Annotated in this window: 23 protein-coding genes and 1 tRNA gene; 6 read left to right on the plus strand and 18 right to left on the minus strand. The window is 48.1% G+C overall.

The features are described from left to right. Positions 1 to 83: 83 nt before the first annotated feature. The 6 genes from FBF27_04355 to FBF27_04380 all read right to left on the minus strand — a co-directional run bounded on the left by FBF27_04355 (position 84) and on the right by FBF27_04380 (position 2,594). A complete protein-coding gene (locus FBF27_04355; GenBank protein QJU09610.1) occupies positions 84 to 683 on the minus strand; it encodes a hypothetical protein in 600 nt (199 codons plus the stop codon). Then, positions 514 to 1,068 (minus strand): peptidase U61, encoded by a 555-nt coding sequence (locus tag FBF27_04360; GenBank protein ID QJU09611.1) that lies wholly within the window; start codon positions 1,066 to 1,068, stop codon positions 514 to 516. Before FBF27_04360 ends, FBF27_04355 begins: the two co-directional genes overlap by 170 nt. Positions 1,069 to 1,217: 149 nt before the next feature. Continuing rightward, positions 1,218 to 1,592 (minus strand): ASCH domain-containing protein, encoded by a 375-nt coding sequence (locus FBF27_04365; GenBank protein QJU09612.1) that lies wholly within the window; start codon positions 1,590 to 1,592, stop codon positions 1,218 to 1,220. A gap of 136 nt (positions 1,593 to 1,728) precedes the next feature. Continuing rightward, positions 1,729 to 2,007, minus strand: a complete 279-nt coding sequence (locus FBF27_04370) for a hypothetical protein (GenBank protein ID QJU09613.1) — start codon at positions 2,005 to 2,007, stop codon at positions 1,729 to 1,731. 138 nt (positions 2,008 to 2,145) lie between these two features. Then, positions 2,146 to 2,220, minus strand: a tRNA-Asn gene (locus tag FBF27_04375). Positions 2,221 to 2,261: 41 nt separating this feature from the next. After that, positions 2,262 to 2,594 carry a hypothetical protein gene (locus tag FBF27_04380; GenBank protein ID QJU09614.1) on the minus strand — a complete coding sequence of 111 codons (333 nt, stop codon included), beginning with the start codon at positions 2,592 to 2,594 and terminating at the stop codon, positions 2,262 to 2,264. A 45-nt stretch (positions 2,595 to 2,639) separates the two neighbouring features. Here FBF27_04380 and FBF27_04385 point away from each other — a divergent pair, with 45 nt between their 5' ends. The 4 genes from FBF27_04385 to FBF27_04400 are packed head-to-tail and all read left to right on the plus strand — an operon-like array spanning position 2,640 to position 7,779. Then, positions 2,640 to 4,136, plus strand: a complete 1,497-nt coding sequence (locus tag FBF27_04385) for a hypothetical protein (GenBank protein QJU09615.1) — start codon at positions 2,640 to 2,642, stop codon at positions 4,134 to 4,136. Beyond that, positions 4,120 to 5,544, plus strand: coding sequence for a sugar transferase (locus FBF27_04390; GenBank protein ID QJU09616.1), 1,425 nt, complete (start codon positions 4,120 to 4,122; stop codon positions 5,542 to 5,544). Before FBF27_04385 ends, FBF27_04390 begins: the two co-directional genes overlap by 17 nt. Next, on the plus strand, positions 5,544 to 6,689 hold the full coding sequence (locus tag FBF27_04395; GenBank protein ID QJU09617.1) for a glycosyltransferase family 4 protein: 1,146 nt from the start codon (positions 5,544 to 5,546) through the stop codon (positions 6,687 to 6,689). The genes FBF27_04390 and FBF27_04395 overlap by 1 nt, the downstream gene beginning before the upstream one ends. Further along, positions 6,673 to 7,779 carry a glycosyltransferase family 4 protein gene (locus FBF27_04400; GenBank protein QJU09618.1) on the plus strand — a complete coding sequence of 369 codons (1,107 nt, stop codon included), beginning with the start codon at positions 6,673 to 6,675 and terminating at the stop codon, positions 7,777 to 7,779. Before FBF27_04395 ends, FBF27_04400 begins: the two co-directional genes overlap by 17 nt. Before the next feature lie 77 nt (positions 7,780 to 7,856). Here FBF27_04400 and FBF27_04405 read toward each other — a convergent pair whose 3' ends face one another. From FBF27_04405 to FBF27_04425, 5 genes are all read right to left on the minus strand, one after another. Then, a complete protein-coding gene (locus FBF27_04405; GenBank protein QJU09619.1) occupies positions 7,857 to 8,900 on the minus strand; it encodes a mannose-1-phosphate guanyltransferase in 1,044 nt (347 codons plus the stop codon). Positions 8,901 to 8,974: 74 nt separating this feature from the next. Continuing rightward, positions 8,975 to 9,925: a hypothetical protein gene (locus tag FBF27_04410; GenBank protein QJU09620.1), complete on the minus strand. Its 951-nt coding sequence runs from the start codon at positions 9,923 to 9,925 to the stop codon at positions 8,975 to 8,977. A gap of 50 nt (positions 9,926 to 9,975) precedes the next feature. Continuing rightward, positions 9,976 to 10,794: a sugar phosphate isomerase/epimerase gene (locus FBF27_04415; GenBank protein QJU09621.1), complete on the minus strand. Its 819-nt coding sequence runs from the start codon at positions 10,792 to 10,794 to the stop codon at positions 9,976 to 9,978. A 31-nt stretch (positions 10,795 to 10,825) separates the two neighbouring features. Further along, complete coding sequence (locus FBF27_04420; GenBank protein ID QJU09622.1) at positions 10,826 to 11,695, minus strand: sugar phosphate isomerase/epimerase; 870 nt, start codon at positions 11,693 to 11,695, stop codon at positions 10,826 to 10,828. 18 nt (positions 11,696 to 11,713) lie between these two features. Next, the gene (locus FBF27_04425) at positions 11,714 to 12,475 is read right to left on the minus strand and encodes an NAD-dependent epimerase/dehydratase family protein (protein ID QJU09623.1); all 762 of its coding nucleotides are present in this window, start codon (positions 12,473 to 12,475) and stop codon (positions 11,714 to 11,716) included. 102 nt (positions 12,476 to 12,577) lie between these two features. On the opposite strand from FBF27_04425, the gene FBF27_04430 reads away from it, so the two are divergent. Continuing rightward, positions 12,578 to 14,695 (plus strand): hypothetical protein, encoded by a 2,118-nt coding sequence (locus FBF27_04430; GenBank protein QJU09624.1) that lies wholly within the window; start codon positions 12,578 to 12,580, stop codon positions 14,693 to 14,695. Here the strand turns inward: FBF27_04430 and FBF27_04435 are convergent, their stop codons facing one another. From FBF27_04435 to FBF27_04455, 5 genes are all read right to left on the minus strand, one after another. Further along, positions 14,696 to 15,940: a hypothetical protein gene (locus FBF27_04435; protein ID QJU09625.1), complete on the minus strand. Its 1,245-nt coding sequence runs from the start codon at positions 15,938 to 15,940 to the stop codon at positions 14,696 to 14,698. An 82-nt stretch (positions 15,941 to 16,022) separates the two neighbouring features. Then, a complete protein-coding gene (locus tag FBF27_04440) occupies positions 16,023 to 16,859 on the minus strand; it encodes a glycosyltransferase family 2 protein (GenBank protein ID QJU09626.1) in 837 nt (278 codons plus the stop codon). Further along, positions 16,856 to 17,860: a glycosyltransferase gene (locus tag FBF27_04445; protein ID QJU09627.1), complete on the minus strand. Its 1,005-nt coding sequence runs from the start codon at positions 17,858 to 17,860 to the stop codon at positions 16,856 to 16,858. Before FBF27_04445 ends, FBF27_04440 begins: the two co-directional genes overlap by 4 nt. Then, positions 17,847 to 18,962, minus strand: coding sequence for an FAD-binding oxidoreductase (locus FBF27_04450; protein QJU09628.1), 1,116 nt, complete (start codon positions 18,960 to 18,962; stop codon positions 17,847 to 17,849). The genes FBF27_04445 and FBF27_04450 overlap by 14 nt, the downstream gene beginning before the upstream one ends. Next, positions 18,955 to 20,307, minus strand: a complete 1,353-nt coding sequence (locus tag FBF27_04455; GenBank protein ID QJU09629.1) for a hypothetical protein — start codon at positions 20,305 to 20,307, stop codon at positions 18,955 to 18,957. Before FBF27_04455 ends, FBF27_04450 begins: the two co-directional genes overlap by 8 nt. Before the next feature lie 67 nt (positions 20,308 to 20,374). Here FBF27_04455 and FBF27_04460 point away from each other — a divergent pair, with 67 nt between their 5' ends. After that, the gene (locus FBF27_04460) at positions 20,375 to 22,513 is read left to right on the plus strand and encodes a glycosyltransferase (protein ID QJU09630.1); all 2,139 of its coding nucleotides are present in this window, start codon (positions 20,375 to 20,377) and stop codon (positions 22,511 to 22,513) included. Between the two features lie 9 nt (positions 22,514 to 22,522). On the opposite strand, the gene FBF27_04465 is transcribed toward FBF27_04460, so the two are convergent. Both FBF27_04465 and FBF27_04470 read right to left on the minus strand, forming a co-directional pair. After that, positions 22,523 to 25,186 (minus strand): hypothetical protein, encoded by a 2,664-nt coding sequence (locus FBF27_04465; protein QJU09631.1) that lies wholly within the window; start codon positions 25,184 to 25,186, stop codon positions 22,523 to 22,525. After that, positions 25,183 to 25,776, minus strand: coding sequence for a hypothetical protein (locus FBF27_04470; GenBank protein QJU09632.1), 594 nt, complete (start codon positions 25,774 to 25,776; stop codon positions 25,183 to 25,185). The genes FBF27_04465 and FBF27_04470 overlap by 4 nt, the downstream gene beginning before the upstream one ends. Positions 25,777 to 25,833 lie beyond the last annotated feature (57 nt).

Below are 25,833 nucleotides of genomic sequence, written 5' to 3' on the forward strand. Positions count from 1 at the left end.
GTTTTAATAATATAGGATATGTGTCTCACGTTTTACCTATCAAATCCTTTCTCATTTGCATAATACCACACGCAGCTGAAAAATCACTGAAACGTAATTGTAACACCGCCGTTCGACGCGACTTGACAACGACCACCGACTGGATAGGTGAACTTTGGGTCGGTGTGGCCAAAATCTAGATTGGCAATAACTGGAATGTCCGCAGCTATATTTTTGGAAAGGATGATGTCGCCAATGACATCATCAGTTGCTCTTGACTCAGCCTGGAAACGCCCAATCAGAATCGCTTTCACTTGACGGAAAAACGGTTGCTGCATTAGAGATTGAATGTTTCGTTCAACTGTTTCGGGAATAGAATCGTAACTATCATCCTCAATGCACAAAATAATATCGCCAGCAACTTTCGGAAAATAGTCGGTGCCGTTCAGTAGATCGAGGCTGCATAAATTACCACCAAGCACCGTACCGCTGGTTGTGCCCGGCTGAATAATGTCAGGGCCGCTATTTGGCTGACTACGGCGAGGCGATTTTTTCATCATAATCCCACGGCAAGTCATACCATTGCTTTGCTGAGCGAACAGTATATTCTGCCGGTTGATCAGCAAACAAACGCCGCTGAAAATATTCCAATGAATAACTATTTTCCGGCGGCAAACTAAAACAATAGAAATTTGGCATCGCATAAGTCACCAACCCAGTTTTAGCTAAAATAGCGTGATTAAGAACGGTGATATCAGAAAAGCCACCAAAGATCTTCGGATTGTCTTTAATAATCCGCCAGTTAATTTTGCCTAACAACTGATTTGAATTAAATCCGCCGATAGCCGCCAAGACACACTTCACATTTTCATCCATAAACGCTTCGTGTAAATCTTCAACCTTTTCATCGTCCGTCGGGCAACCTCGCTGACTCCGAGAAAAAGTATTTTTGCTAAACGTAACCTTTAAACCCAGTGATTCTAACGCCGCTTTCGCCCGATCTAAAACTCTTTCGTCAATATCACTCGCTGAGCGCGCCGGCGTAACTATCCTCACTTCATCGCCTGGCTGTAATTCCTCTGGTATCATACATTTCCTTTCCTAAAATTAATCAATCAAAAAACCTCCCGCAGGAGGCATAAAACAGCAATAAAATACCCCCTGCCTACACATGAAGATGATGATGGATTGAGAGTAAATTCATTATGGCTTCAGTATATTATAGCCATACTGAAAGATTAAAGCAATGAGCGAACCTCCACTGCTAGCACGCCATAATGTTTTTGGTCAGCAGCGGAATAATATTTGTTGTATTCGGCAGCGGCAGCTTCGGCACTAGTGGCGTGCGGAATAACACGGTGGTAACCCTCGACCTGCACCATTTCTAAAAAGGAATTGTAGTGGCGGATAGCGATAATCTCCACGCGTGCTTGATCTGGTTCGCCGTCGTGTAGTATTCCTTCGGCATCGCGAACATCGCGGCGCAGGTGAATCTTATCGCCGACTCGATACTCGGCAAACTTTCCGCGATTCAATCGACCTTCAACCGTCTTCCGCCCGGCGATAATATCGTCGAGTAATTTTGATTCTCGTCCTGAGTGCCAGATTTTCATAATTCCTACAGTGTTGTATCTTTTTTATAGTTTCTCTTAATTTCTAGCCAGCAGCGGTGTCATAGTAAAATTATAGCACAGCCTATAAAAGTGTTTCTACTGGGCATGCCTACCAAACTACAATAAAATCTTTAGATTAGGCAAATTTTAAACGGCCATCGCCTGCGCTTCCGGCCAAATGCGCTGCACTAGCGCCGCGCGTGGTTAGTCGCACCCAAGCGTCGCCATAGGCCTGGTCGATCGCCATCAAACCTTTATGCCGCAAGTCCGCCAGTACGTTCATCGCCGTTCGACGTGGCAACCCCATTTGTGCTGCCAACATGGCCGCATCGTCACCGCCGTCTTCATAGACTTGCTGCAACACCAGTGCCTCGTTAGTAGTTAAGTTGATTTCGTTTGCTTGCACCTTGTTCATGAGCATCCTTTCTGTTAGTGATAGTTTTATGATAGACAAACAACCTGCAATTTTGCTGTAAGCCGCTCGACTCTTTGACGTCCCTTCGTGACCGCTTACCTAGCAAAGAAAAAACACCTCCCTAGAAGTGTCTTTTCTTGGCTCCGGGGGCGGGGTTCGAACCCGCGGCCTATTGGTTAACAGCCAACCGCTCTACCGCTGAGCTACCCCGGAATACGTGTCGTATTATAGCGAGTTTTCAATCAGTTGTAAAGTTACCGGCGGACGATTGCCAAGGCTTTTTTCAAGATTTCTGCCTCCAGGCGCGATTTCTCGTCATCCGCTGCTTCCCGCTGCTTAATCTCCTTCACTAAATTCTGCCACCACGCCTCTTTTTCTGCCTGCCGCAGTACCAGCGACCGTATCTCGCCGTCGCGCTTATCTAACATCCCGGCCGCCACTAAGTTATCGACGTGCTTCGCCACCGTTGAGACTGACTTATACCCCAGCGCCCGCATAATTTCCCGCAGCGTCGGGCTATAGCCGTTGCCTTTGATAAACCCGTCGATGAAATCCAGTAGTATTTTTTGCTTTTTTGTTGGCTGCATGCCTTTAGTATAACCCGCCCGAGTTATTTGCGCTATACTAAAGAGATGAAGCGAATATCATCGACGATACATGTGTGGCTACTGGCTGCTGTGCTGTTTGGCGGCGCGCTGTCACTACAGCCGAGCATCAGCCTGGCGATGCTTGATTTTCCGTCGTTTCGCATCGGACTATATCAAGTGGCGGTGATCGGCGTCGTTGGTTGCGGTCTTGGCATAATGGTGCGCCAGCGACTGTGGCCCCAAGGGCGATGGTGGTGGCTCGGCATTAGCATGCTGGCTATCACCAGTATCGTTGGGCTGTTAGTGTCCTATGTCCGAGCACGTACCGCATTATATACGGCATCGCTCTTGCTGCTACTGCTGACCGCGGCGTGTGCCGCCCTGATGTACCGGGCATTATCGACGAGTGATCGGCGGCACCTCATGACAATTGGCTTGTGGAGCGGCATTGTATTCGGTGTGTTAGCGGTGCTGCAGCTCATCATCGCCCATATTGAACCAACGGTATTCGGTACGCTCTGCTCAGGTTGTCACGCCGGCGTGTTTGGCTTTGTCAGGATCAATCTATTTGCCGCTGAGCCGCAATTTTTAGCAAGCAGCTTATTACCAGCCCTGTTCGTCGGACTGTGCTGGCGAGAACGGCGACTGGCAGGCTGGAGCGTTTTTGGTAGCAGCGTGGCGATCAGTCTGACGTTCTCGCGCGGCGCGTTTATCGCGGTAATTGGCGCAGGCATCGTGTACGGCGTTGTCCGCTGCTGGCAGCGGTGCGGGAGAAATAGGGACAATACTACTGACGCGGCGCGGGCATCTCATCACGATGCGTGGCGTCAACTCGGCATCATCACGGCCGGATTTGTGGTTGGATGCACTCTACTGCTGGTATCAGCGGTGGTTCGCTATCACAACACACCGCACATTGCCTATAATACTGCAGTGAGCATGCTTGACCAGTTGTCGCTCGGCCGCATCAAATTACCGCAGAAAAATACCATCCCGACGCCGGGCAGCACACCCTCACCGCAAGCACCACCAACCAACGAGACCACGGCACCGAAATCATCACCGTCACCGCCCACCGCCCAGCCAAACCCGCTCGCACCATCAGCCAATTTCCAGCCATCGGGTTTCGTCGCCGCTTCGGCTAATGACCGACTCAACGCCGCTCGACTGGCGCTCCGAGCCTGGGCAGCAAGTCCACGCACCATACTCTTTGGGACTGGCCTTGGTAATCTCGGCAGCTTTATCCAACATCAGCTACATCAACCGGTATCGACCGATTACACGGTGTATATTTTCTACGTTTTGCTGCTGAGTAATATTGGCGTTGTCGGTATGATACCGCTACTAGCCCTGCTCGCCGTCGCGCTATGGCGCAGTGGCCGATGGCTACTAAAACCGTGGGGGCGATTTGCCTTACTGTTAACGACGGCCATCACTATCCACTTTTGGTTTTTTGGCAGCTTGATCAACTCGGTGCACTGCCTTGCATGGATTGGTATTTTCTTGTATAATCACCCCAAAGGTCATGAAGAAGAACTCTGATTTTTACTTCAAATTGGTGTTGATCGGGCTGGACGTACTGGCGCTAGTTGGTGCGTTCACGGCGGCATACATCATGCGCGTATCACTCGACACGCGGCCTTTCCATGTACAAATCGGGGCGCTGGAGTTTATCACGTCGATTGTACTGATGCTGCCGCTATGGGTTGTCTTGTTCTCGTTTTTTGGGCTATACGACCGTGAGCACTATATTCATCCGCTGCGCGAATTTTGGCGACTTGGTATGGCGGCGGTTTGCGGCATCATGATGATGATCTCCTTTAGCTTCTTTAGCAACACACCGCTCTTTCCGGCCAAGATGGTGGTGATTTATGCGCTGATCATCAGCTTTGTCATCTTGCTCATCCTGCGTAGCGCTGCCAATATCGTGCGGCTGCATCTGCTGCGCAAAAACATCGGCATCAAGCGTGTGGCGCTGGTCGGCAATGCCGAATCGACGCGAACGCTGGCCGAGTTTATCAGCGCCCACCCGTCAACCGGCTTTCACCTCAGTGCTATTATTTCTAAAGACGGACTCATCCCGCCACGGCTCAAGGGTTTGCGGCGTTCGACATTGGCATCGGCCTTGACTCGCGATAAGATTGACGCCATTATTCAGACCGACACTGCTCGCAGCGAAGCGCACTATAACTTGGCGGAGCAGCACTATCTTGATTTTTATCAAGCGCCAGCCCTCGACGGTCTGATGACCGCACGGCATACAGTCGAGATTATCAATTCCGTGCCGCTGGCATACATTCACCCAACACCGCTAGCCACCGGCTACGGACGCGTGGTCAAACGGTTGATGGATCTCATCGGTGCGACCATCGGCATTATCATTACCTCGCCGATTATGCTACTGGTGGCAATCGCCGTTAAGCTCGGCGACCCGCGCGGCCCCGTACTGATGCATGGACAGCAGCGGCGACGCTTAACCCAGTTTAATCGCCCGTTCAAGGTATATAAATTTCGCTCGCACTACGCCAAGTTTGACGGCAAAACTGACGAGGAGGTGTTCGCGATGATTGGCAAACCGGAGCTGATCGACGAATATCGGCAAAATGGTGATAGGCTCAACCACGACTTTCGCGTCACACCAGTCGGTCGTTTCATTCGCCGGTTTAGCCTCGACGAACTGCCGCAGTTATTTAACGTTATCAAGGGCGATATTAGCCTCGTTGGGCCGCGGGCGCTGGTGCCGCACGAGCTGAGCAATTACGAGAAAAAGCACACGCTACTGACGGTCAAGTCTGGCCTGACTGGCCTAGCGGTTGTGTCGGGGCGGCGCAGTATCGGCTTTGAAGAGCGGCGGCGACTGGATCTTTATTATGTACAAAACTGGAGTTTATGGCTGGATATCACCATCCTCCTCAAGACCTGCCTGGTCATCTTTAAGAAGGAGTCTTGATGCGCACCCAGCCGACCATCGCGATCGTTCACGACTGGTTGTATGGCGGCGGTGCCGAGCAAGTTGTTCTGGCGCTACACCGGCTCTATCCTGACGCCCCGATTTATACCTCGTATTGCTCCCGAAAGTGGCGAGAGAAGCTTGATAACAAGGTAGTGACCGGGTACTTACAGCATTGGCCATTTGCCCAGCTCAGGCGACTACTGCCGGTACTCAGGCAGCGGTGGTTTGCGCGGTTGGATTTAGAGCAATTTGATATTATCATTTCCAGCTCTGGTAACGGCGAGGCCAAGTTTATCCGAACTACCCGCCTCGATCAACGACATATCTGTTATTGTCATACGCCGACGCATTTTTATTGGCGACACTACCAGGAATACCTGCGTCGACCGAGCTTTCGGCCGCGGTGGCTGGCGCGACTGGGCTTGCGGCTGCTGGTCCGGCCCCTCCGGCGGCGTGATTATCAGGCGGCGCAGCGGGTTGATGTCTTTTTAGCTAATTCCACTGCCATTCAGGCCGATATCAAGCAGTTTTATGACCGAGACAGCATCGTCGTCTTTCCGCCGGTGCAAACAACCAGCTTTATGGCGCTCGCAAAAACCAGGCCGCGCTCCGTCACGCTACCCGACCGACCGCGCTGCCTGGTGTGGGGGCGACTGGTGCCGATGAAGCGGCTAGACTTGGTGATCCGGGCCTGCCAGCAGCTTGGTTGGCCGCTCGACATCATGGGTGATGGGCCTGATCGCGAGCGGCTGGAGAAGCTGGCGGGTGACTCGACGCGCTTTCTTGGCTACGTCAGTGACGAGGCCCGGGCTGCCGCCATCCAACAAGCCGACTTATTCCTATTTACCGCCCACGAAGATTTTGGCGTCGCACCAGTTGAAGCCTTGGCTGCTGGGCTGCCGGTGGTAGCGTATCAGGCCGGTGGCGCACTGGACTATATCAACCCTGGTAAGAACGGCTGGTTTTTCGCTGAACAAACGGCTGAAAGCTTAGTAGCAACGCTCCAGACACTGCCTGGTCAACAGATCTCGCCGCGGGCCATCGCCGCCTCCGCCAAACCATTTGCCGAACCTGCCTTTACACTCGCTATAAAGAAAATTGTAACCAACGAAAGGAGGGGTGCTCATGCGCATCGCCATTGATGCTCGTACGCTGCGAACGAGCACTGGCCGTTACGTCGAACGGCTGATTCATTATTTACAAAAAATCGACAACAAGAATGACTACATTATTTTGCTCAAGCCAAAGGATATGGACAGCTGGCAGGCCGATAACCCGCGCTTTCAGAAAGTCGCCTGTCCATTTGCTGAATTTTCGTTTGCCGAGCAACGAGGTTTTAAGAAACAGCTGGAGGAGCTGCGCCCAGATCTCGTGCATTTTGCAATGGTTCAGCAGCCCGTGTGGTACCGGGCCAGCCCAGTCGTCACCACCATGCAAGACCTGACCACCGTTCGGTTCAACAACCCCGACAAGAACCCGATGGTCTTCTGGATAAAGCAGCAAATTTATAAATGGGTCAACAAAAAAGTTGCCCGAAAGTCAGCTCATATCATCACCATTTCTGACTTTGTCAAGCGTGACTTGGTGGATTTTACCGGAGTTAGTCCAGACAGGATTACCGTGACGCTTGAGTCCGCCGACGAGCTACCAAAGGGCAATGATCCGGTCAAGGAGCTGGTTGGAAAAAAGTTTATCATGTATGTTGGCCGACCGACACCGCATAAAAATTTGCGGCGGCTGATCGATGCATTTGTGCTACTACAGCAGAAGCATCCTGAGTTGATACTGGCATTAGCGGGTAAAAAGGACGGTAACTACGCTCGCCATGAGGCGTATGTTACTGAACGCAGTATTACAAATGTCGTTTTCACTGGTTTTGTGTCGGACGAGCAACTGCGCTGGATGTACGAGCATACAGCTGTGTACTGCTTCCCGTCGCTAAGCGAAGGTTTTGGCCTACCGGGTCTCGAAGCCATGCTGCACGGCGCACCGGTCGCCTCGAGCACCGCCACTTGCCTGCCGGAAACGCATGGCGAGGCGGCTCACTACTTTGACCCATATAGCGTCGAGGATATGGCGCGGGCAATTGACGAGCTTCTGACTGACGAGAAACGACGCCGTGACCTCATCAAGAAGGGTAAACAGCACGTCAAAACCTTCTCGTGGCAGCGAATGGCCGAGCAGACGCTGGCGGTGTATGAGCAGTATGGCCGCAAAGACACTGACTCATAGAGGGTGATCCTGGCTCATCCACGCTTAGATACTACGCCTGTGACCATAACTTTTTAGGTCGTGGCTCGGCTGCCGGGCTATCTTTGCAACTGCTTTGCGATGTCACCACACTTGGCGGCCACATCTCGCCGTGCCACCAGCACACCGTCTGGTGTGTTGACCACCACTACATTATCAAGGCCGATCACCGCCACCGGCTTGTCTGGCTGCTCATTACGAATATAGGTATTGGCGACGTCGATGGTATGAATGTTGTCACCATATGCGTAATTACCCGCCTCATCCTTGGTAACCGCGTCGTGTAGATCCTTGAAATTACCGATGTCCATCCAGTCAAAGCTGGCTGATACCATAGCCAGCTGATGAGCTTTTTCGATCAGGGCGATGTCGATGACTTGATTATCTAGCGCCAGGTACGCGTGATTGTAAGCCTCGCTACCAAAGTCAGCAATTGACGCTAACGTCTGGTAATTTGACCACAGATCTGGAGCACTCCGCTGCATTTCATTCCTAAACACGTCAACTGAGCCAACAAAGTAGCCACAATTCCACAAATAATTTCCCGACTCGACATACTGCTTCGCCGTCTCGTAATCAGGCTTCTCTTTGAACGACTCTACATTATAGACGCCTGCACTAGCATCAATCACTCCATCGCGCTGAATATAACCAAATCCAGTCGACGGAAAGGTCGGCTCAATGCCAATCAGCGTAATGCACTGCTGCTCGGTCGACACCCGGCCTGCCGTAGCAAACGAACGAGCAAACCCTTGGGTGTCGCGCACATTATGATCAGAATGAATGAAGGCAATCGGCTCAGTCTGGTCATGATGACGATTGATATAATCCAGCGCAAACACGATACAGTGCGCTGTCCCCCGCCGTCCCGGCTCGATCAGAAAGGCCTCGTCCGGCAATTCCGGTAGCTGTGCCCGCAGCGCCCCGGCGTGGCTGGCCTCGGTCACCACGTAGATAGTATCACCGAGCTTTCTCGCCCGGTCATAGGCTTGTTGGACCATGGTGCGCTCACTAGTTAACGCCAAAAGTTGTTTTGGTTGAGTAGAGGTTGAGAGTGGCCAGAGACGCGTGCCTGAACCACCGGCAATAATTACAGCTATCATACTATATAGTATACCGAGTTAGGCACACAAACACCACCTATTCTTTGGCGAACTCCGTGTCCATCCAATAATATTTATAAACTGAGGTACTGTGTATCCTTGTTGTTCTTATAGCCAAAGCCCCTAGCTTCGGCTTCTAGTGTGTTAAAGAATTCTTTTATTTCCTTATCCGTTGGCTGTTCTGACATCAGCGCAAGCCTCCCTAGCACCATATTGCGCAAGTCATAAGCTGGCTGTTTGACCTCAGGCCTTCTCAGCAAATAGTCAAGCTGGAGTGCAAACTGTTCATACCGCTTCCTATCGAAAGTAGGGTTGTCAGTTTCCTGCTCAACCTGCGATTCTGGATATATCAGGTCAACCTCAATTGCGCCAACACGCTCTCCATTAGCCCTTGCTGCTAGGGGATTATCATACATATAAATCCAGTTATTCATCCCCGGTCTATCTGATGGGTATCTCAGCAGATGTTGTATTCCTTGACGACTATAACCTCGTGGACCAGCGAGCGCATCCGGCGGCAAACCTAGCGTACGTTCAAGCACCCAGCCAGCCAATTCTTCTGTACGCCGCTGGAATGGTGGCATTGATTCTTTCGAACGCTCCGTCCGTCCGATAATGACAACTGAGTGGCCATCCCCTGAATTATCATCCTGTGAGTCACCATCCCCCAGCATCCTACTAATCTCTTCTGCAAAATCTGGCATACCCGTTTTCTCTGGCTCGGAGGTGATAATTTTATTTCCACCTTGATCTAGTACACACCTCGCACCAATCTGTCGCTGCTTGGGAATTCCTCCTTCTTCTGGTTTAACACATACTACGGTAGCCCCAAGCTGACCGAGCCCCTTTGCAATACGCGGATCAGGCGACGCATCAACCACAACGCATGGCAGCTCATGGTCTTTGACACATCTCTTTACAGTCATGCGTGCGAGGCCGTGACGGAGATCATTATAATTATACTTTGTTCCCGTCACCATAACAACTGGTGCTCCCTCTATAGGAGGGCTCTTAACTTTACTCATACTATCATTTTAACATATAAGTTTAATTTGTCAATGACAGATCAGTCCTCTTACACTTCAAAAACGCTTTGCACAAACGATACTGCGTCCTCTACACGCTTCACGCTCTCTCCCTGTTCACCCGGACGCATTTCGATTGACACAACACCCTCATAGCCAATGGACTTTAGCGCATCAGCTGCAGCGCGATAGTCAACATCGTCTCGATCATAAACTCGATCAAGCATCGGAGCGCTAACGTGAAAATGCTTCAAGATATCGCCATTGTTTCGTATCGATTCGCCAATATCATCGCCAGCCAGCGCCATACATGCCGTGTCAAGATGTAGGCCAATCCCCTCCGAGTTAATCGTACGAACCAGCCGTGCGCCTTCATCCGCCGTTGTCACGTAGTCACAATTGTATTGGGGGGCGTTTGGTTCGATACAGAGCATGGTGTTATGCTCCTTGGCGACATCACCGAGCTCGGCAAAGAAACGGCTTGCGATACCGTCCGCCTCTTCTACTGACATCGCACCGCGCTGTCGATTCTTTGGTGAACCAAATACCAGCCGACCAGCACCCATATCCCCAGCTAACCGCAAAAAGTCAGCCATATATTGCTGCATCTCGTTGCGAAGTTCGCTTGATTCAAACAGCTTTAGGTCAGGGCGCGCAAACAGCATCGACTGAAAGGCCACGATCTCAATGCCATACCCCCTCCACCACTCGACATACTCGTTAATTTGCTCGGGAGTCGCCTTGGTCGGATCGTCCCAGCGCTTTGTCGGTGCAATCTCGACGTAGCGCACGCCAAGCTCCCGCAGCTTTGCGGCGACGTCCGCCTCTTCTTCATTTGTCCATGCGATATTCGATATAGCTAGTTTCATATGGTAATTATACCACTATTTATCCTATGGACTATGCCGCGAGACCACATTGCTTTTTGAAGATTTCGATCTCCTCCTTAAGAACCTTTGGGTTCAAAGGACCTCTCATTTCGATTGATACCCAGCCATCATAATTAGCCCCTCTGAGGGCATCCATATAGCCTCCCTGGGGAACCTCCGGCGCAAGTGAAAGCCGCTTCAGCTCCGGAGCACTGGCATCAATACCGCGTACATTATCTCTATGGTTACGAATCAGTGAAGCCAAATCCTCTGGCATGTCCCCAGCACCATGCATCGCTGCCGTATCAGGATGAATTCCAAATCCCGGATGATTGATACGATCAGTCAGTTCCCTGGCCTGTTCTAAGCTTTCCACGAACTTGTTGCCATAGCCTGACAGCGGCTCGAGTGCTATCTGGGTATTGTTATCGTGGGCCGCAATAGCAACTCTGCCAAACAGTTCAGCCACTCTCTCCATAGCCTGCTTGTCACTAAGCTCCCCCGGGTTGCGTAACCCCGGTGAACCAAATGACATCGAGTCTGCACCGAGTGACCTAGCAAGGTCGGTTAGTCTCTTTAGGTGTTCTGTTAGATTTCTACCCTCTTCTTCGGTACCGAAAATCTTCGCGTTCTCTCCAATCCCGTATGTCAACGATTGCAGCCCAACAACCGCCAGACCGAGATCCCCGAGACGATTGCGATATTCTCCAGCTTTCCGCTTCAAAGTTTCGAGTCGATCCCCAGAGAGATTGGCAATTTCCGATACGCTTGGCCAAATTATCGTCGGCGCAATTACAAGCCCCTCAACACCACACTGCGACACACGCTTCAGCGCTTCTTGTTGATCTTCACCAAAAGCAATATTCGAGATAGCAAGCTTCATTGACTCTTTCGAACTCATGACCGCATTATACCATGATTACTTATTTTTTGCAACAAACTCCTTGATGCCAGCTAGCTCCTCTGCCTTTGTATATAGATAATTGCCCTCGCCGCCATACACCTCAGCGTATTTACTGTGCATATCCCAGTAGGCCGGTGTTACTCCTTCTGGTGTGTTGGTAAACTCTATACCAAAGGCAACCTTGGCGACTTCCCGCGTGCTGACTGGCGGCGTCGCAAAATTAACCAGCGGCAGATTATTCTCTAGAGCAGTGGTGATATCGCGCCAAATATTGGCGAGATTATAGTACTGATACATGCCATCAGCATGGATTTTCTCAACCATGTTATTGTTCATCAGATCATAAATAACGTTCTTCTTCAGCCCGTCACCAAATAACCCCGGCAGGCGAACAATTGTTGTGTCAAAGTTCTCACGACAGAATTGCTCAAGGTAATACCTATTAACTCCGTATGGCAAAAGCCCTTCGGTTTCAATGGGCGTATCTTCGTTAGCACCATTTGGATTTTTATAAACACCGACTGTTGAAATCAGGACGAGCTTCTTAATCTTTACCTTTTTGATATGTGAGATAAACCCTTCAATCTCCGCGCGGTCAACTTCTGGCTCCTGATTGATCCGCCACATTTCAGCACGGTTTGCCGCACTCACTACCAAGTCGTACTCTTGACCTTCAATGTCAGCTATATTTTTACTATTATAATAGTCGTCAAACTCATGTTGACTCTTTATATTTCCACCGACGAATCCGGTGTACCCAATTAAGGCAGTCTTCATAGTATATTCCTCCTGGCTACAATTATGTCAGATTTTATATAAAACTCAACGATAGCCAGTATGGACATGCAACAATATCAATTATAGAATGGTTTAGGCACTATGAAGAAACCTAAAATTTTAGGCCAGATAACTCTTAAACAAGCGCTGCTTTTTACCGCGGTATTTGTAGGTATTGCCCACTTATTGGTCTTCGTAGGCTACGCTGTGTTCGCAGCTCTCGGGAATGGCCTGGCGATGGATTCCTATGCGGCCAATGGAACGTTCCAGCTATACAACCCCCTCCGTCGATTACTTGATGGTGAAGTTTTAGCACGAGACTTTCCATTCTTTCACGGGGTAGGAGTTCCCCTGCTTCACCTCCCCTTGTTCTACGTCATGGGTCACAACTTGTTTGCTGTGGAGGCCGCAAAGTTGTTGCTGTCGCCGCTCTTATTCCTCATCTCGTCTTTCTTGCTATTTTGGGCCTACTTCAAAAACACAAAGAAAGCGGTCTTTACGACAAGTATATTTACCGTTATTTCACTGCTGTGCATCGATGCAATTTGGGCGGGTAATTCCCTTCTAGGTCTCAGGACAGCGTTTCCATTCATCGCGGCAGCCTTTATGTTATGGCACCCGGATTGGCATATTAATGTCGGTAAAAATAAAACGAAAGTTAACCTTTATTACCCTATCCTATACATCCTCATGGGGATTTCCGTCGCCTGCGGGACTGAACAAGGTCTCGCGTTCATTCTTGCTTATGTGCTCATCAGGGCAATTCAATATATTCGCTCTAAGGAAACGATAAAAAAGCGAGTGCTGGCGTTTATCGGCGAGTCATTCGGTATAGCACTGGCCACCTATGTCGTACTTTCAATCATGACGCTTGGCCACGCACACGAGGCACTTTACTATGCACTCGTTGAGGTTTCAGGCGACCAAGGATGGTACTTTGGCGCTCCACCAAATAATTTTTTGCAATTAAGCAATCTTGATCAGTTATTCACCAACAGGATGCTATTCTACATGCTGCCCATCATTATCGGCGGTGTCGTTGCCTATATAATTGGTGTAAAGAAAGCTCTACTGTCCAAAAAAGAAACGTTCGTTTTCTCTATCTTGCTACTATATGGCCTGGTGGTGTTTGCTGTTTCTGCCACTGGTTACTGGGCGCCCAGTGCGCAGCTCATACCGCTGGAGAGAGCAGCAGGAGTTATTCTTGTGACGATAGTAACTCGTGTGATATATAACCTGATCCGAGCAAAAAAATCGACTCCTAGCGCTAAAAGTAAAGGCTTCTCGGTCTTAGCATTCGGGTTATTGCTTGGTAGCATCATCGCCCTAGGATATAACACCGCGGTATTTCTACAAAAAATTGACTGGATGCCGCTAAGACACATTATTACCGAGTCAAGAAAGGCCAGGCATTCTACTGATGATGCTGAATATATCAGCACCGCCTGGAGGAAGCGCCTCGAGACCTTTGCTCCACACATTGAAAAGGGGGCGCGTGTCTGGTCTACCTACACCAGTGTTTATGATTCGATTCGCCAACAGAAGAATGGATCTTCGGGGGGTGAAGACTATATTATACACGCCCTAGGCCCCGCCAGAAGAAATCACTACACTCAAGATTTTATAACCCAAAAGCCTGATTACGTCATAACCCTAAATCCCTCATATTTTAAGTATGAGGAGTGGCTGTGGACTCGTCACTGGGCATTTTATAAGGAGCTTCAGGATAACTACACTATCATTGCAACAAATGACTCTCATGTTTTGTGGAAACGCCGGGCGGGTACTGCGGCACAGAAAAAGACGAGCCATCCGAAACACCACATACAAAAAGACGCAAACGGAGATTATGTCATTACTGCTAGTGCTACAAGTAATATACGCGTGTTTGAGGTGTCGGTTCGCTACAATGCTAGAAGCGTTCTACCTATGACCGCTAAACTACCGAGGTACCTCCTAGAATTATCTGGATCATCACTACAAAAACATCCTGTGTCGCTACCACAATACGACACGAGCTGGAGCTTCCCTGTGGCACTGGCACCAAATGATTCATCCATACGAATTTCGCCAAAAGTTTATAGTTTGATACCGGGAGCTTCTCTGGAAATACAAGACGTATCTTACCGCGAGGTCACCGCCCAAAACAACCTGTACATCTATCAAAGTAACTTTTGCCTACATAACGCTAATAAATGCGAAGGGATTAATAAACACTAGCTACGAGTGGCGGCCTTCTTTCTTTGGTCGGCTTAATATTATCGTGAATAGTCCGGACAATATCGTTGCAAAAACCGACCAGTAAATATACCGATAATCAACCGCCACAGCCATAGGAAAGTATGCCACGATATATATGAGACCCGACAAAGCCACTGCGCGTGTAAAGCGTCGCTGTACCTGTTCTCGTATTCTTCTGCTCGTATAGTAAATAAATACAAGGACAGCAACATACAACCACGGCTGAAAAATCAGAGGGATATTCGCCTGGGCACCGCCTTTAACATATGCCGCTAGACCACTAGTAGCATATTCATTCTTTACCGCGGCACCGACCTGGTTTTGCTCAATTCCAGGCTGAAAAATATACATACGCTCTGGTTGCGGAAAGATAAATATCGAAAAAGTTGCCAACCGATATGATGCATATTTTATTGGATGTCTTATGATCGTCGATAGCCAATCATTAAATACACCTTGATGTTCATTTTTGAGCGCTTCTCGCTGGGCGGCCGTTGTACATATGATATAAGAATTCATGATATCTTTTGTTTTATCGCGACAGGTACCATGAATTTTTTTATACATAGACCACCTACCGTGGTGTTCTCCATCAAGATTAGCAACGTGAACTATATCGTCAAGCTGCACAGCGGTAATTGGATGAGTTTTTTCACTAGGCTGATTAATGACAATGGTAGCACCAATTGTTACCACTAAACCAATTATTACACTAGCAAGACCGCTCCACACAGGAGGTCGCTTGGTTAACAAGCTCGGCAATACAAACAGAATGGGCAGCACCGCAAACAATGCATTATGCCGTAAGATGCTAGCATAGAGAATCAATAGCAGCGCCAGTCCGACGATACCACACATAGCAATGCGTCCTAGTGATTTTTTACTAGTTATGATGAACCATATGAGCAGTACCGCCAATGTTAAACTGAATGCCATCTGAACATCTTTCCATATCACGCCAGCAATATTCACTATATTAGGCAGTAGTATAATTATGTAGACGGAAAGAGCCCATGCGCGGTTACGAGTGTGCCGATACACGAGAATCGACAGCATAAACATAGCCGCGACAAGCAGTACCAGCTGAAAAATCAGCATAGATGAGATGTGACCAGTTACTCTAATCAGAAATCCCCACAGCCGCGTCATAACTGGCGGATGCCAATCAGTAAGGTGAGCTACGCCCGTAGCTTGCTCAAGGTGGCTAATGGAGTCGGGAGACATATATCCAGGATAGAAAACAATGGCAAGCAGCGCTAGCATACTCACTGCTACTAACGCAGACTGGATGTGAAATCTTGAGAGGCTATTTTTTATGTTTGCGATATTTTCCGGCCACCGCATAAAACAACACCTTCAGAACATGCATATTTCCCTTAATGGGGCTGATTTTTGTTGGTGTTTTACCTTTCTTCGGATATGTTCGCACCACTGGCGTTTCGGCGGTTTTATATTGTTTGCGGCGGCTACTCTCGATAGCGAGGTAGTAATGAAGTTCATAAGTTTGAAATATATCACGAAATACAGCAATATCCGGGTCTTTGAGCAGCCTTGCGCTATACGCACGAAAGCCATTTGTGGTATCGGTATGCCTCTTACCAGCCGCAAGACTTATCAGCGGCGCATGAATAAGATGAAGACCTATCTCTCTCGAAAGCGGCGTATTTACCGCCTTGCCGCCCGGTATAAACCGTGAACCCTGAATATGGTCATACCCCTGATCAAGCATCTTAATAAAATCAGGAATTCTCTCTATACTATCCTTGCCATTACCGTCAACAACAACCACTCCTTCATAACCCTCAGAAAGAGCCCAGGCGAACGCCATTCTCATCTGTGCACTTAACTTACCCTTGCCCCTTTTTGTCAATAAAGCGCGTACGTCTTGAGATTTCAAAAAATCAGCCTCAAGTGAACCATCAGTGCTACCACCATCAGCCACTACAATATCAATCTGTTTTGCTAGCGGCTTCATTTTTTGTAGTTGCTTTTGAACACGCTCTCCCTCATTAATGACGAAAATACATACACAATATTTATGTTTTTTCTTGTTTATTTCATTTACCTCAAAGTCTGGAAACTCCCACTCCGGATGGTCTTGACGAATATGATCTTGTTTATTGACTATAGGGGTTTTTGTCATGATGTAATATTCTTCCTTTCTGCGTTCGCTAGTGACGTTGTACTGCTCAGCTCGTCAAGCACATAATACCTGGCATCTTGTCGCGATTCTACTAGTATTTTACCAATGTATTCAGACAGAATTACCATAAATAAAAATAGGATGAAAAACATTCCTGATAGCTCAAGCGACGTCGACACCCAGCCCTCTGCAACATTCTTTTTGGTGAGAGCTATGACCACAACATAAAGCGCATACATCATATTTACAACACTAGCAAAGAACCCAACCCACGACATAAAGCGGAGCGGGTGCGTCGAGTGGCTGGTGATAATATCGAGCGCCTCTAGCGTCCCTCGTCCAAAACCGTGTTTTTTTACAGGATCAACCAGAGGTGAATAGGTATACTCGGTATATGAATAGCCGATAGTCCTTATCATGTGCCGAATGTGGCTATCATGTCGAGTTGATAGAGTTATCGCTCGTATGGCACGACGATTGAGAGATATAAGATATGTTGCTTGTAGTGGAATATCTATATTGATGTATTTGCGATTATACCAATAAAACAACCTGCGACCGATACCAGATTTTGACAAAAGGCACTTTGTGGTTATGTCGGCAACACCCTGCACGATATCGTGTTTTTTATTCGCCTCAACAATGTTCATTACATCCTCTATGCCGTCAATAGCGGGATTAGTTACTACCGCATAATCGCCAATCGCCCCTTCGAGACCAGCAATAATGGCGATGTCATATGTGTATTGTCGAGAGAGGCGGATAAGCCGCATACATGGCAGTTCATCGAGAAGCCCGCTGACAGCAATCACACTATTTTGACTCAAATCATTATCGACAATTATAATCTCATAATTTGTGTAGCTACCCATTAATCTCTGTGAGAGCCTGCGACAATAGTCGGGAAAATCATCAAAGTCGCGCGTTACGACAATAACCGACACAAAGATATCTTGTTTACTCGATTTTTTATTTGTCTTAGTCGAACTATTTTTTGCCATATAGCTTGTCTAACTCCTCGTACACATCGTAAATATTATCTAGCTTACCGCCCATTATACAAACATACCCCTTATAACCCAAATGAGCTTTGAATAAAATGGGACGGCTATCGTCATCTTCACTCTTAACGAGTACTGTCTTTACCTCAACGATCGACTCCTCATATTTCATATCCTTGAGGGCTGGGATAAAACGCACCACATCGTTATACATTTGTTTGTAATTACTCTGGAAAGAACTTTTGTCGAGATAGGCGTGTGTGTCAATTTTTTCAGCCGGCGTATCCTCGTTGTCAACCCATGACTCGTGCGGCGTATACCTGACATGAGAGAGTGTATATAATCCCCTGGAGGGAAACGGCATAATAGAGAAAAACGGGCCGTCCATCACCGTAATACTAAAGTCCTTTAGGTGCTCCGGCAAACTTACTAAGCACATTTCTGTAACTTCATGCTTCAAGCCAACAAGCGGTATATTTGATGCACGATGGAGCGTGTTAATATTGGCATACGTGCAATTTAATACGAAGTCGCCCCTGAATTTGCCACCATCAGTAATAACGCACAGCCCGTCTGGCGTTTCATCAATCATCGTAACGCGACAGCCCGTGTGAAGCGTTATCCCCGGACGATCGTTAATTTGCCGCAACAAGTCGTCTCTCAGGGCGTGGGCATTAAAGGCATATTCTTTAACCTTAAAAACTTCTTCAATGAGATTTTTATTAAACATTTTTTGAATGTTTGGCGAAGCTACCGCTATATCTGCCTCGATCTTATCCGCAAAATTCTTGAATTGATGCGCATTAACCTTGGACAGATGCTTGGCGACAGCATAGTATTTATTAAAATCTGAATGAATTGCCGTCCCAAACTGTTTTGTAAAGCGCGGAAAATTAACTGCCGAACGATATCCCGTTAGAATACTTCTCGGGTAGTGATAGCCATTGTGTACCCTAGCTTGGTTAACATATGACGCCCGAGTCATTGTCTGTTTTTCTTTCTCTAAAATATCAATATTCTTGACACCCAGGGTGTCGTACAGGTACAGCGCTACACTCAATCCATAAAAACCACCGCCAATTATCACCGTTTTGTTACGCACGTTTTCTCCGTTTTTTAACTATGTTACCAATATACAAGCCAACTACCATATAGACAAACAGAAGCAGCGGCATATAGAATACGATACCGTTAATGTGGGCGTGAGGCAAAGCATGTCCAGGCATAAGAATTAACCAACTCAGTGCCCCAGCTAATGAAATGTGTAACGACCATAGGAATGAACGATAATACTTGAAAGACGGGTGTCGCCTCTTAAGATAGAATAACACTAAATACCCCACAAGTACCCAAACAAGTATCGACTGAACGATCTCACCAAACACCCCCTTGATCGATAACGGCAAGCTTAATGTTGGCAATAGTACATAGTTACCGGCGTTTATTGCCAGATACTGATACGTTGAGCCCCTGTCCTCCGCTAGCTCATCCATATTGATAAATCTGTCTGCAAATTTATACGACTCAGGTAGAAGCGTTTTCAGGTTACCAACGGCATGAGCTCGCATCTTTCGAATCCCCGAAAGCCCTCTCTCCGATGCCCGCTCATTAATCATCTTGAGAGCGGTGTCTGAGGAGTGATAGTAATCAGAGAGTGCCATAAAGTTGGTTGCGTACGCACCAACAAAGGCCACGACAACCACGACACCTGTCATGACGGCGTGCTTCCACAGCTTGATAATTTTTTGTTTATTATTGACGAGTTCAAAGAATATGATTGGTACAAATACAGATATAGCAATTGTTGATATATACTCATAGCCGCCCAAAAGTTTTAAGAATAGCAATATGGTTTCACCGAGGTAGAATAGCCACATTTTCTTCGATGACTTACAGTATGAGTAACTCAGAAAGGCAAAGGCAAACGGAGCAAACATCAGTGGCTCTATCCAATACATATTTTGCGCATAGCCGACAACCCACGGACTAAATGCAACCAGTGTCGCGAATACTGCTGCGGCAACAAGGCCAAACAACTTCCTGACTCTAAGGGTTACAAGTGCCATAAGGGCCGCCATGGCTGCAGATAGAACTACATTAACTTTCTTAAAATATACCGGCAATTTCGCACTATCGTTTGGTGCTAGTGCGGTAATTATTCTCGCCTGTAGACCATATTGCGAAGCATACGGTTTGAGCAGGCTGGCATCACAACCCCCAGTCGTCATGACTGAATTATAATCTTCATTTTTAGCAACGATTAGCGGCCCGCTATAACCAGATTTTTCCTTGCAACGAGCCGTTTTTTCTACTATGGCTGATGAGTCGCGTTGAAAGCCATCAAACCATTCGCGCCACAGGCCGACTCCAAAAACATTGCCAAAGAAAGATAAAAACAAAACCACCCAAACAACGCTAAAAAACAGTATGCTCTTTTTTCTCTCCATAATACTTACCATATAGTATCATAATTTAACGATAGACTAAAGCAATCACCTAAACTATAATAGCGTCATGAAACCACTTTTATCTATCATTGTTACCGCCCATCACGAAGGCCTTATTGCTCATAAAACTATGCGCTCCATTGAACGTGCTGTCAGCCTGCTTCGTGATAGCGATATTTCTTACGAAATAATTATATCAATTGACCGTGGCGATGAAGAAACAATTCGCTACTTCAGTAATTATACCGCTCTACCGATCGCTATACACCAATGGAATCATGGTGACCTCGCTCAATCTCGCAATAGTGCCATCACCAAGGCGCACGGTCGTTTCATCGCATTTATCGATGCCGACGATTTGATGAGTGCCAACTGGCTACGAGATGGTGTGCAATTTTTAACAAACCACTCCTACGGTAAATATGTTGCCCATAGTGCCTATACTATTGAGTTTGAGGGGGCAAATGCCATTGTTGAAAAAGTTGGCTACACTAATAAAGACCGCGACACCCTGCTGAGTGTACTTTCGGGACGATGGAACTCGGTCATTATTGCGCCAAGTACTTTACTTCGCCAATTTCCGTATACACCAAATAGCCCCGGATATGGCTACGAGGATTGGTTTATGAGCTGTCAGTTCATCCAGTATGGTGTCAAAAATGTCCTCATTCCGGAAACCGCTATCTTTGTTCGCCGTAAGGCCACCGGCTCGGAATGGGCACGTCAAAAAACTAGCCGCTCAGTGCTCCACGCCCACCCACTCTTTAGTCCATCGTACTTTCGTACCATCAAGCTTGACTCGGTCGCCACACCCACCTCAGAGCAGCGGCGCCAAACAAAAAATACCATCAAAGAACTGCTGATTCGTTCTCGCATTCCACTAGGGTTAGTCAAGCGGCCGCTCGCAATCATCCGACGCGGACGCAATGTGCTCAAAAAAAAGAAGTTGACACCGGCGACCGAGGTGCTGCCAGCGTGGCTTGATACTGAATGGCGAGCATTACATCATATTGAGAAACTAATTTTTCCACCACATCCATTACCGACAGTATACCACACAATTACCGATGATCATTATCGTGTTGGCTTGGCGTACTGGCAAATGTGTCGTGATTTACGAAACGATAGGTATGATTATGTGTTGTTCGTACCGTGGCTCAAGCGTGGCGGTGCTGATCTATTTGCTCTTAACTACGCCAACACCGCTGCGTCACTCGGCAAGAAAGTTTTGGTTATTGCCACAAATGAAGTTGACGCTAATTACTCAGAGTGGCGACCACGACTTAACATCGACGTAGATTTCGTGCCGTTTGGGACAATTACCCGATTTTTCCCGATAGAACAAAAATATAGACTGCTAGAACAATTGATCGAGAATATTCATGCACCCGTACTCCACATCCTCAACTCAGAGCTGGCTTATGATTTTGTGCGAGATCACGCAGTATATATCAAGGCCACTGGTAAAAAAGTTATTGCTACGTCCTATAGCCAAAGCACCGATGAAACTGGACGAATATTTGGTTTTTCACACAGTCATCTGCCACAGATTTATCACCTGCTCTCTGAGATAACCACCGATAATGAAGCCGTCAAGTCGATGTGGGTTAATGAATATGCTTATGACGCGGATGCAATTACCGTTCACCATCAACCACTTGATAGCAGCACGTACACACCGGTAGCAAAGCTGGCTGGTCAAAGGCGAGTCCTTTGGGCGTCCCGCCTATCACCAGAGAAATTACCTCAATTAGTTGCAGTCATTGCTGATTTGCTGCCGGGTGATGTCCATATTGATATGTACGGTGACGCATCGAGCGAGTTTCCCGCCCATAAACTACCATCCCATCCACGGGTTCATTACCGCGGTGGCTTTAATGGTGTACCGTCACTGCCTGTTGATAACTATGACGTCTTTCTCTATACATCGCTCTTTGACGGCATGCCAAATACGCCAATTGAGACAGCCCTGTGCGGCTTGCCCCTAGTAGCAGCACGCGTTGGTGGAGTAGCAGACTTTGTTGGTACATATGGACAGATTGTTGATGATATCACCAATCCAAAAGCCTACGCTGAAGCGTTAACTGTTGTTCTGGACAATCCCAAGATAGCGTTTGCCAACGCCCAATCTCTACGAAAACAGGCGCTACGTGATTTTTCACAAAAAAGGTTTTTGACGGAAGTTAGGCGTATGCTTAAGCGGTAATTGTCCGCTCTACTCGCGCACCCTCATCTCGCCCCTAACCGCCTCTTGGCCAGTTTCGAGAGGTGGTGCTTTGTGGTCCTGCCAATGTCTTCCATCAAAGGTTGAGAAGTAGGCGCTATAAGTACCAGCTGGGAATGAGCGAGTTGCTTTGAATTCTAGTTCTTGATTTGGTTGAATTGTTGCTGGAGAGAGACAGCCAAAGTCGTGGTTTGCACCGCTTTGACTACGTAAAATGAAACAATTATGCTCTGTCGTTGTTACCGGTTGGTTAGAAAAGTTTTTCAGCTTGAAAGTAGCCGTCACTGGCTCTCCAGCTCGAGGATTGGCATTAGAAAGTGTTAATCCTTGTGTGAGTGTTGGATTAGAGAGAATGGTGAATGATAAGCTAGCTACCTCCTTGCCAGTCAACCCCGGTAGCGCCACCCCTTCGTGCCAGCGACTGCCGTCGTATAGCGCAAAGAAGGCTCTATACGTACCCGGCTTGTCAAAAAGACGACTGAGCGAAAACTGCATGCTACTATTTGGAGCAATTCCCTTTGTTGATTGACAGCCGAGGTCATGGTTCTCGCCACGTGGACCCCGAATAATATAGCACAAGCGCTGATCAGTCTGTGACACTGCCGAACTAAGATTACGCAGAGTGAATGAGCCGGTCAGCTTGTCACCAGCACGCGCTGGCGCTGGCGTTATTGATAATCCCTGTGACATGACGACATCTTGCAGCACTCTCATCTCCCCCTTCACCGCCTCGTTACCAGTCTCAAGCGGTGGAGCGGCATATTCGTGCCACGTACGGCCGTCAAAGGTGGAGAAGTAGGCACGGTAGATACCAACTGGGAAGGAACGAGTGGTCTTGAATTCTTGTTCTTGACCAGGTTGAATGGTGGTTGGTTGGAGGCAGCCGAGATCATAGTTTGCTCCATGTTGGTTGCGCATAATGAGACAGGTGCGGTTAGTGGTAGTGATGGGTTGGCTGGCAAAGTTCTTGATCTTAAAGGTGGTAGTGACTGGCTCGCCGGCACGTGGAGTGGAATTAGAGAAAGTAATGCCCTGAGTGAGAGTGGGGTTGGGGAGAATGGTGAACTGCGCCCGGTTACCAGCACTAGCCGGCGTTGGCACCGGATACTGCGCCTCGGTCCAGGTTGTCCCCTTGTCGAGAGTGCCGCTAATTCGCACCTTGTATAGACCACTTTCCCGCGGAATAAATTCCCGGTCGTAGGTGTAGGTTGCACCCGGCGCAAGGCTGTTGACTGTATCAAAACTAGCATCAGCATTTCGTCCACTCGGACTAGTAATTGCCGCACCAAAGTAACCAAGGTCAACTGGCTTCGGACTATTGTTTTTAACCGTGAAGCGAATCCGCGTTGATTGCCCAACGTGAGTTCGTTGGTTCTGAATAGTTACTGGGGAAGTTACTGTTGGCGCCGTCTGCACAAACGTCGACACTTCGCGGCTATGGCCCGGAGCTGATTCTGGATAATTATTACTCCAACCGTTGCCCTCACGGTAATTTGTGATCCAGAATTTATAATTCTCCTCTTTCGTTAACTTAGTTGTCACTCGGTAGGTATATGTCTGCCATGGCTCAAGAATAACCCGTTGGCTACCAAAGTCATAGTTATTCCACTTGCTATCACGGGCGGCTATCGCCATGGTACCTAGATCGCGACGCTGATTTGTGGCGTTACGGATAGTAAACGATGCGGTTATTGTCATGTCCGTAAATAGTTTTGACCCGGTCCCCTCCGTCCTCACCGACAGCGGCGATTCAATTCGCACAGATTTCAGCGGCGAACCAAACCATTCATTAAAGAAGCGCCAAAAATTACGATTACCATATGCTCCACAGTGGGCTGTCCCTGGATAGGCATTGAGCGCTCCTTGATTTGGCTGATATGGGGTGTAGTTGTACAAATTAGCTGTTGCTTGATTCTCGATATATACCCATGAGCCGCCACAGGCCGCGTTTGGGCTATACTGGATGTAGTTTGATCGACCAGCCTTATAGCGATATTCGCCCGGCCGATTAGTATAAAGCCGGAATTGCCGCGCCGCCATCCGCAATTGGTTGTACATGCCGGCATATTCACTTGAGCAGTTTGCCGTATTACCCGGGCCGCTATCTGGACAAGCAAAGCCCATAGCATACTTGTACTGGCTCTTGAGCGGCCAGACATCAGTAAACAACGACCCCTGTTCTTTCTTTAGCGTCACCAGCATTACTTGCGGATTAATACCAAATTCTTTTGATACATTCCAGATAATATTAGCCACCGACAGACCGCCAGCAAACCAGCCGCCACCCCTTTCAAACGAGGTCTCTTTCGTACTTGGATTTTCGTGATAATCACGCAGGCAGGCATACGGTGGGCCGTGCCAACCGCGTTTAGCTGCATATTGCGCTCGCGTACCTCCTCCATACTCGGACGGCCCAGTTCCCCACGTATCGCAGGCTGGCGTATGACTGTTAATAAAGTTTTGAATATCTTGAACGCTTGAAAATGTATTGGTGTCATAAAAAACATTGTCATCAATAATTCGTCCAGGACTCCATGGTGACAACGCTCCTGTTTTTGGCCAGAAGACAACCCCTAGACCAACAACACCAACGACGATCAGTGTATACCCAACACGCTTTAGCCAAGATAACTTCACATGCTGCAACCGAATCATCGTAGCCCCTCCTTGCGGAACGATGGCCCGTTCGTAGACTCCCCAGCATATACACCCGACGAGTAAGCAACCTTGATCGACATGTCAGTGCCCGACGGTAATTCTGATAGTGGAATCTCGGCCATCCGACAATTTGTCGAGCTCGGACCAGCGGATGCGCCAGTTTGACGCGAAACTTGACCACCAGACCAGTATACTGTAAAGGTACAGCTACCGCCGTTTTCGACAATAGCATTAACGCCGCCGTCAATTTGTAGACGTTGCCCGTCGCCACTGAGGCCGTAACCACTCACAATCGGTGTTACTGCTCGTTTTGAGCCGCGTTGCTCACCAGGACCAGCTGGCTTATCGGAGCTGCGGCCATCACGTTCTTCTGGCTTCGTCTTACTGTCGTCAACTTTCTTATTACCGTCTTTGTTGCTGTTATTTTCCTTTGCTCGGGACGAATTAGCATCATCCTTGGCCCGTTCTGTTTGTTGTGGCCGCGTTATCGCATAAACAGCCGCCGCAATAGCAATCACGACAATCGCACTTACTAAACTAATTATTACAATCTTGGTCCTCTTTGGCGATGTTTGTTTAACTCGCATAGTGTTGTTTCCCCTGTTTTATCCTATCAGCTTAAGCATAACAGCTAATCGTTGGGT

It is taken from the genome of Candidatus Saccharibacteria bacterium oral taxon 488, assembly GCA_013100805.1.
In the GTDB taxonomy this organism is placed as follows: Bacteria; Patescibacteriota; Saccharimonadia; order Saccharimonadales; family Saccharimonadaceae; genus Nanosynbacter.

Excerpts from the sequence above, each read along its gene's own strand:
- FBF27_04355 (QJU09610.1), bottom strand. The coding sequence starts at position 683 with ATGCGATGCCAAATTTCTATTGTTTTAGTTTGCCGCCGGAAAATAGTT.
- FBF27_04360 (QJU09611.1), bottom strand. The coding sequence starts at position 1,068 with ATGATACCAGAGGAATTACAGCCAGGCGATGAAGTGAGGATAGTTACG.
- FBF27_04365 (QJU09612.1), bottom strand. The coding sequence starts at position 1,592 with ATGAAAATCTGGCACTCAGGACGAGAATCAAAATTACTCGACGATATT.
- FBF27_04370 (QJU09613.1), bottom strand. The coding sequence starts at position 2,007 with ATGAACAAGGTGCAAGCAAACGAAATCAACTTAACTACTAACGAGGCA.
- FBF27_04380 (QJU09614.1), bottom strand. The coding sequence starts at position 2,594 with ATGCAGCCAACAAAAAAGCAAAAAATACTACTGGATTTCATCGACGGG.
- FBF27_04385 (QJU09615.1), top strand. The coding sequence starts at position 2,640 with ATGAAGCGAATATCATCGACGATACATGTGTGGCTACTGGCTGCTGTG.
- FBF27_04390 (QJU09616.1), top strand. The coding sequence starts at position 4,120 with ATGAAGAAGAACTCTGATTTTTACTTCAAATTGGTGTTGATCGGGCTG.
- FBF27_04395 (QJU09617.1), top strand. The coding sequence starts at position 5,544 with ATGCGCACCCAGCCGACCATCGCGATCGTTCACGACTGGTTGTATGGC.
- FBF27_04400 (QJU09618.1), top strand. The coding sequence starts at position 6,673 with ATGCGCATCGCCATTGATGCTCGTACGCTGCGAACGAGCACTGGCCGT.
- FBF27_04405 (QJU09619.1), bottom strand. The coding sequence starts at position 8,900 with ATGATAGCTGTAATTATTGCCGGTGGTTCAGGCACGCGTCTCTGGCCA.
- FBF27_04410 (QJU09620.1), bottom strand. The coding sequence starts at position 9,925 with ATGAGTAAAGTTAAGAGCCCTCCTATAGAGGGAGCACCAGTTGTTATG.
- FBF27_04415 (QJU09621.1), bottom strand. The coding sequence starts at position 10,794 with ATGAAACTAGCTATATCGAATATCGCATGGACAAATGAAGAAGAGGCG.
- FBF27_04420 (QJU09622.1), bottom strand. The coding sequence starts at position 11,695 with ATGAGTTCGAAAGAGTCAATGAAGCTTGCTATCTCGAATATTGCTTTT.
- FBF27_04425 (QJU09623.1), bottom strand. The coding sequence starts at position 12,475 with ATGAAGACTGCCTTAATTGGGTACACCGGATTCGTCGGTGGAAATATA.
- FBF27_04430 (QJU09624.1), top strand. The coding sequence starts at position 12,578 with ATGAAGAAACCTAAAATTTTAGGCCAGATAACTCTTAAACAAGCGCTG.
- FBF27_04435 (QJU09625.1), bottom strand. The coding sequence starts at position 15,940 with ATGTCTCCCGACTCCATTAGCCACCTTGAGCAAGCTACGGGCGTAGCT.
- FBF27_04440 (QJU09626.1), bottom strand. The coding sequence starts at position 16,859 with ATGACAAAAACCCCTATAGTCAATAAACAAGATCATATTCGTCAAGAC.
- FBF27_04445 (QJU09627.1), bottom strand. The coding sequence starts at position 17,860 with ATGGCAAAAAATAGTTCGACTAAGACAAATAAAAAATCGAGTAAACAA.
- FBF27_04455 (QJU09629.1), bottom strand. The coding sequence starts at position 20,307 with ATGGAGAGAAAAAAGAGCATACTGTTTTTTAGCGTTGTTTGGGTGGTT.
- FBF27_04460 (QJU09630.1), top strand. The coding sequence starts at position 20,375 with ATGAAACCACTTTTATCTATCATTGTTACCGCCCATCACGAAGGCCTT.
- FBF27_04465 (QJU09631.1), bottom strand. The coding sequence starts at position 25,186 with ATGATTCGGTTGCAGCATGTGAAGTTATCTTGGCTAAAGCGTGTTGGG.
- FBF27_04470 (QJU09632.1), bottom strand. The coding sequence starts at position 25,776 with ATGCGAGTTAAACAAACATCGCCAAAGAGGACCAAGATTGTAATAATT.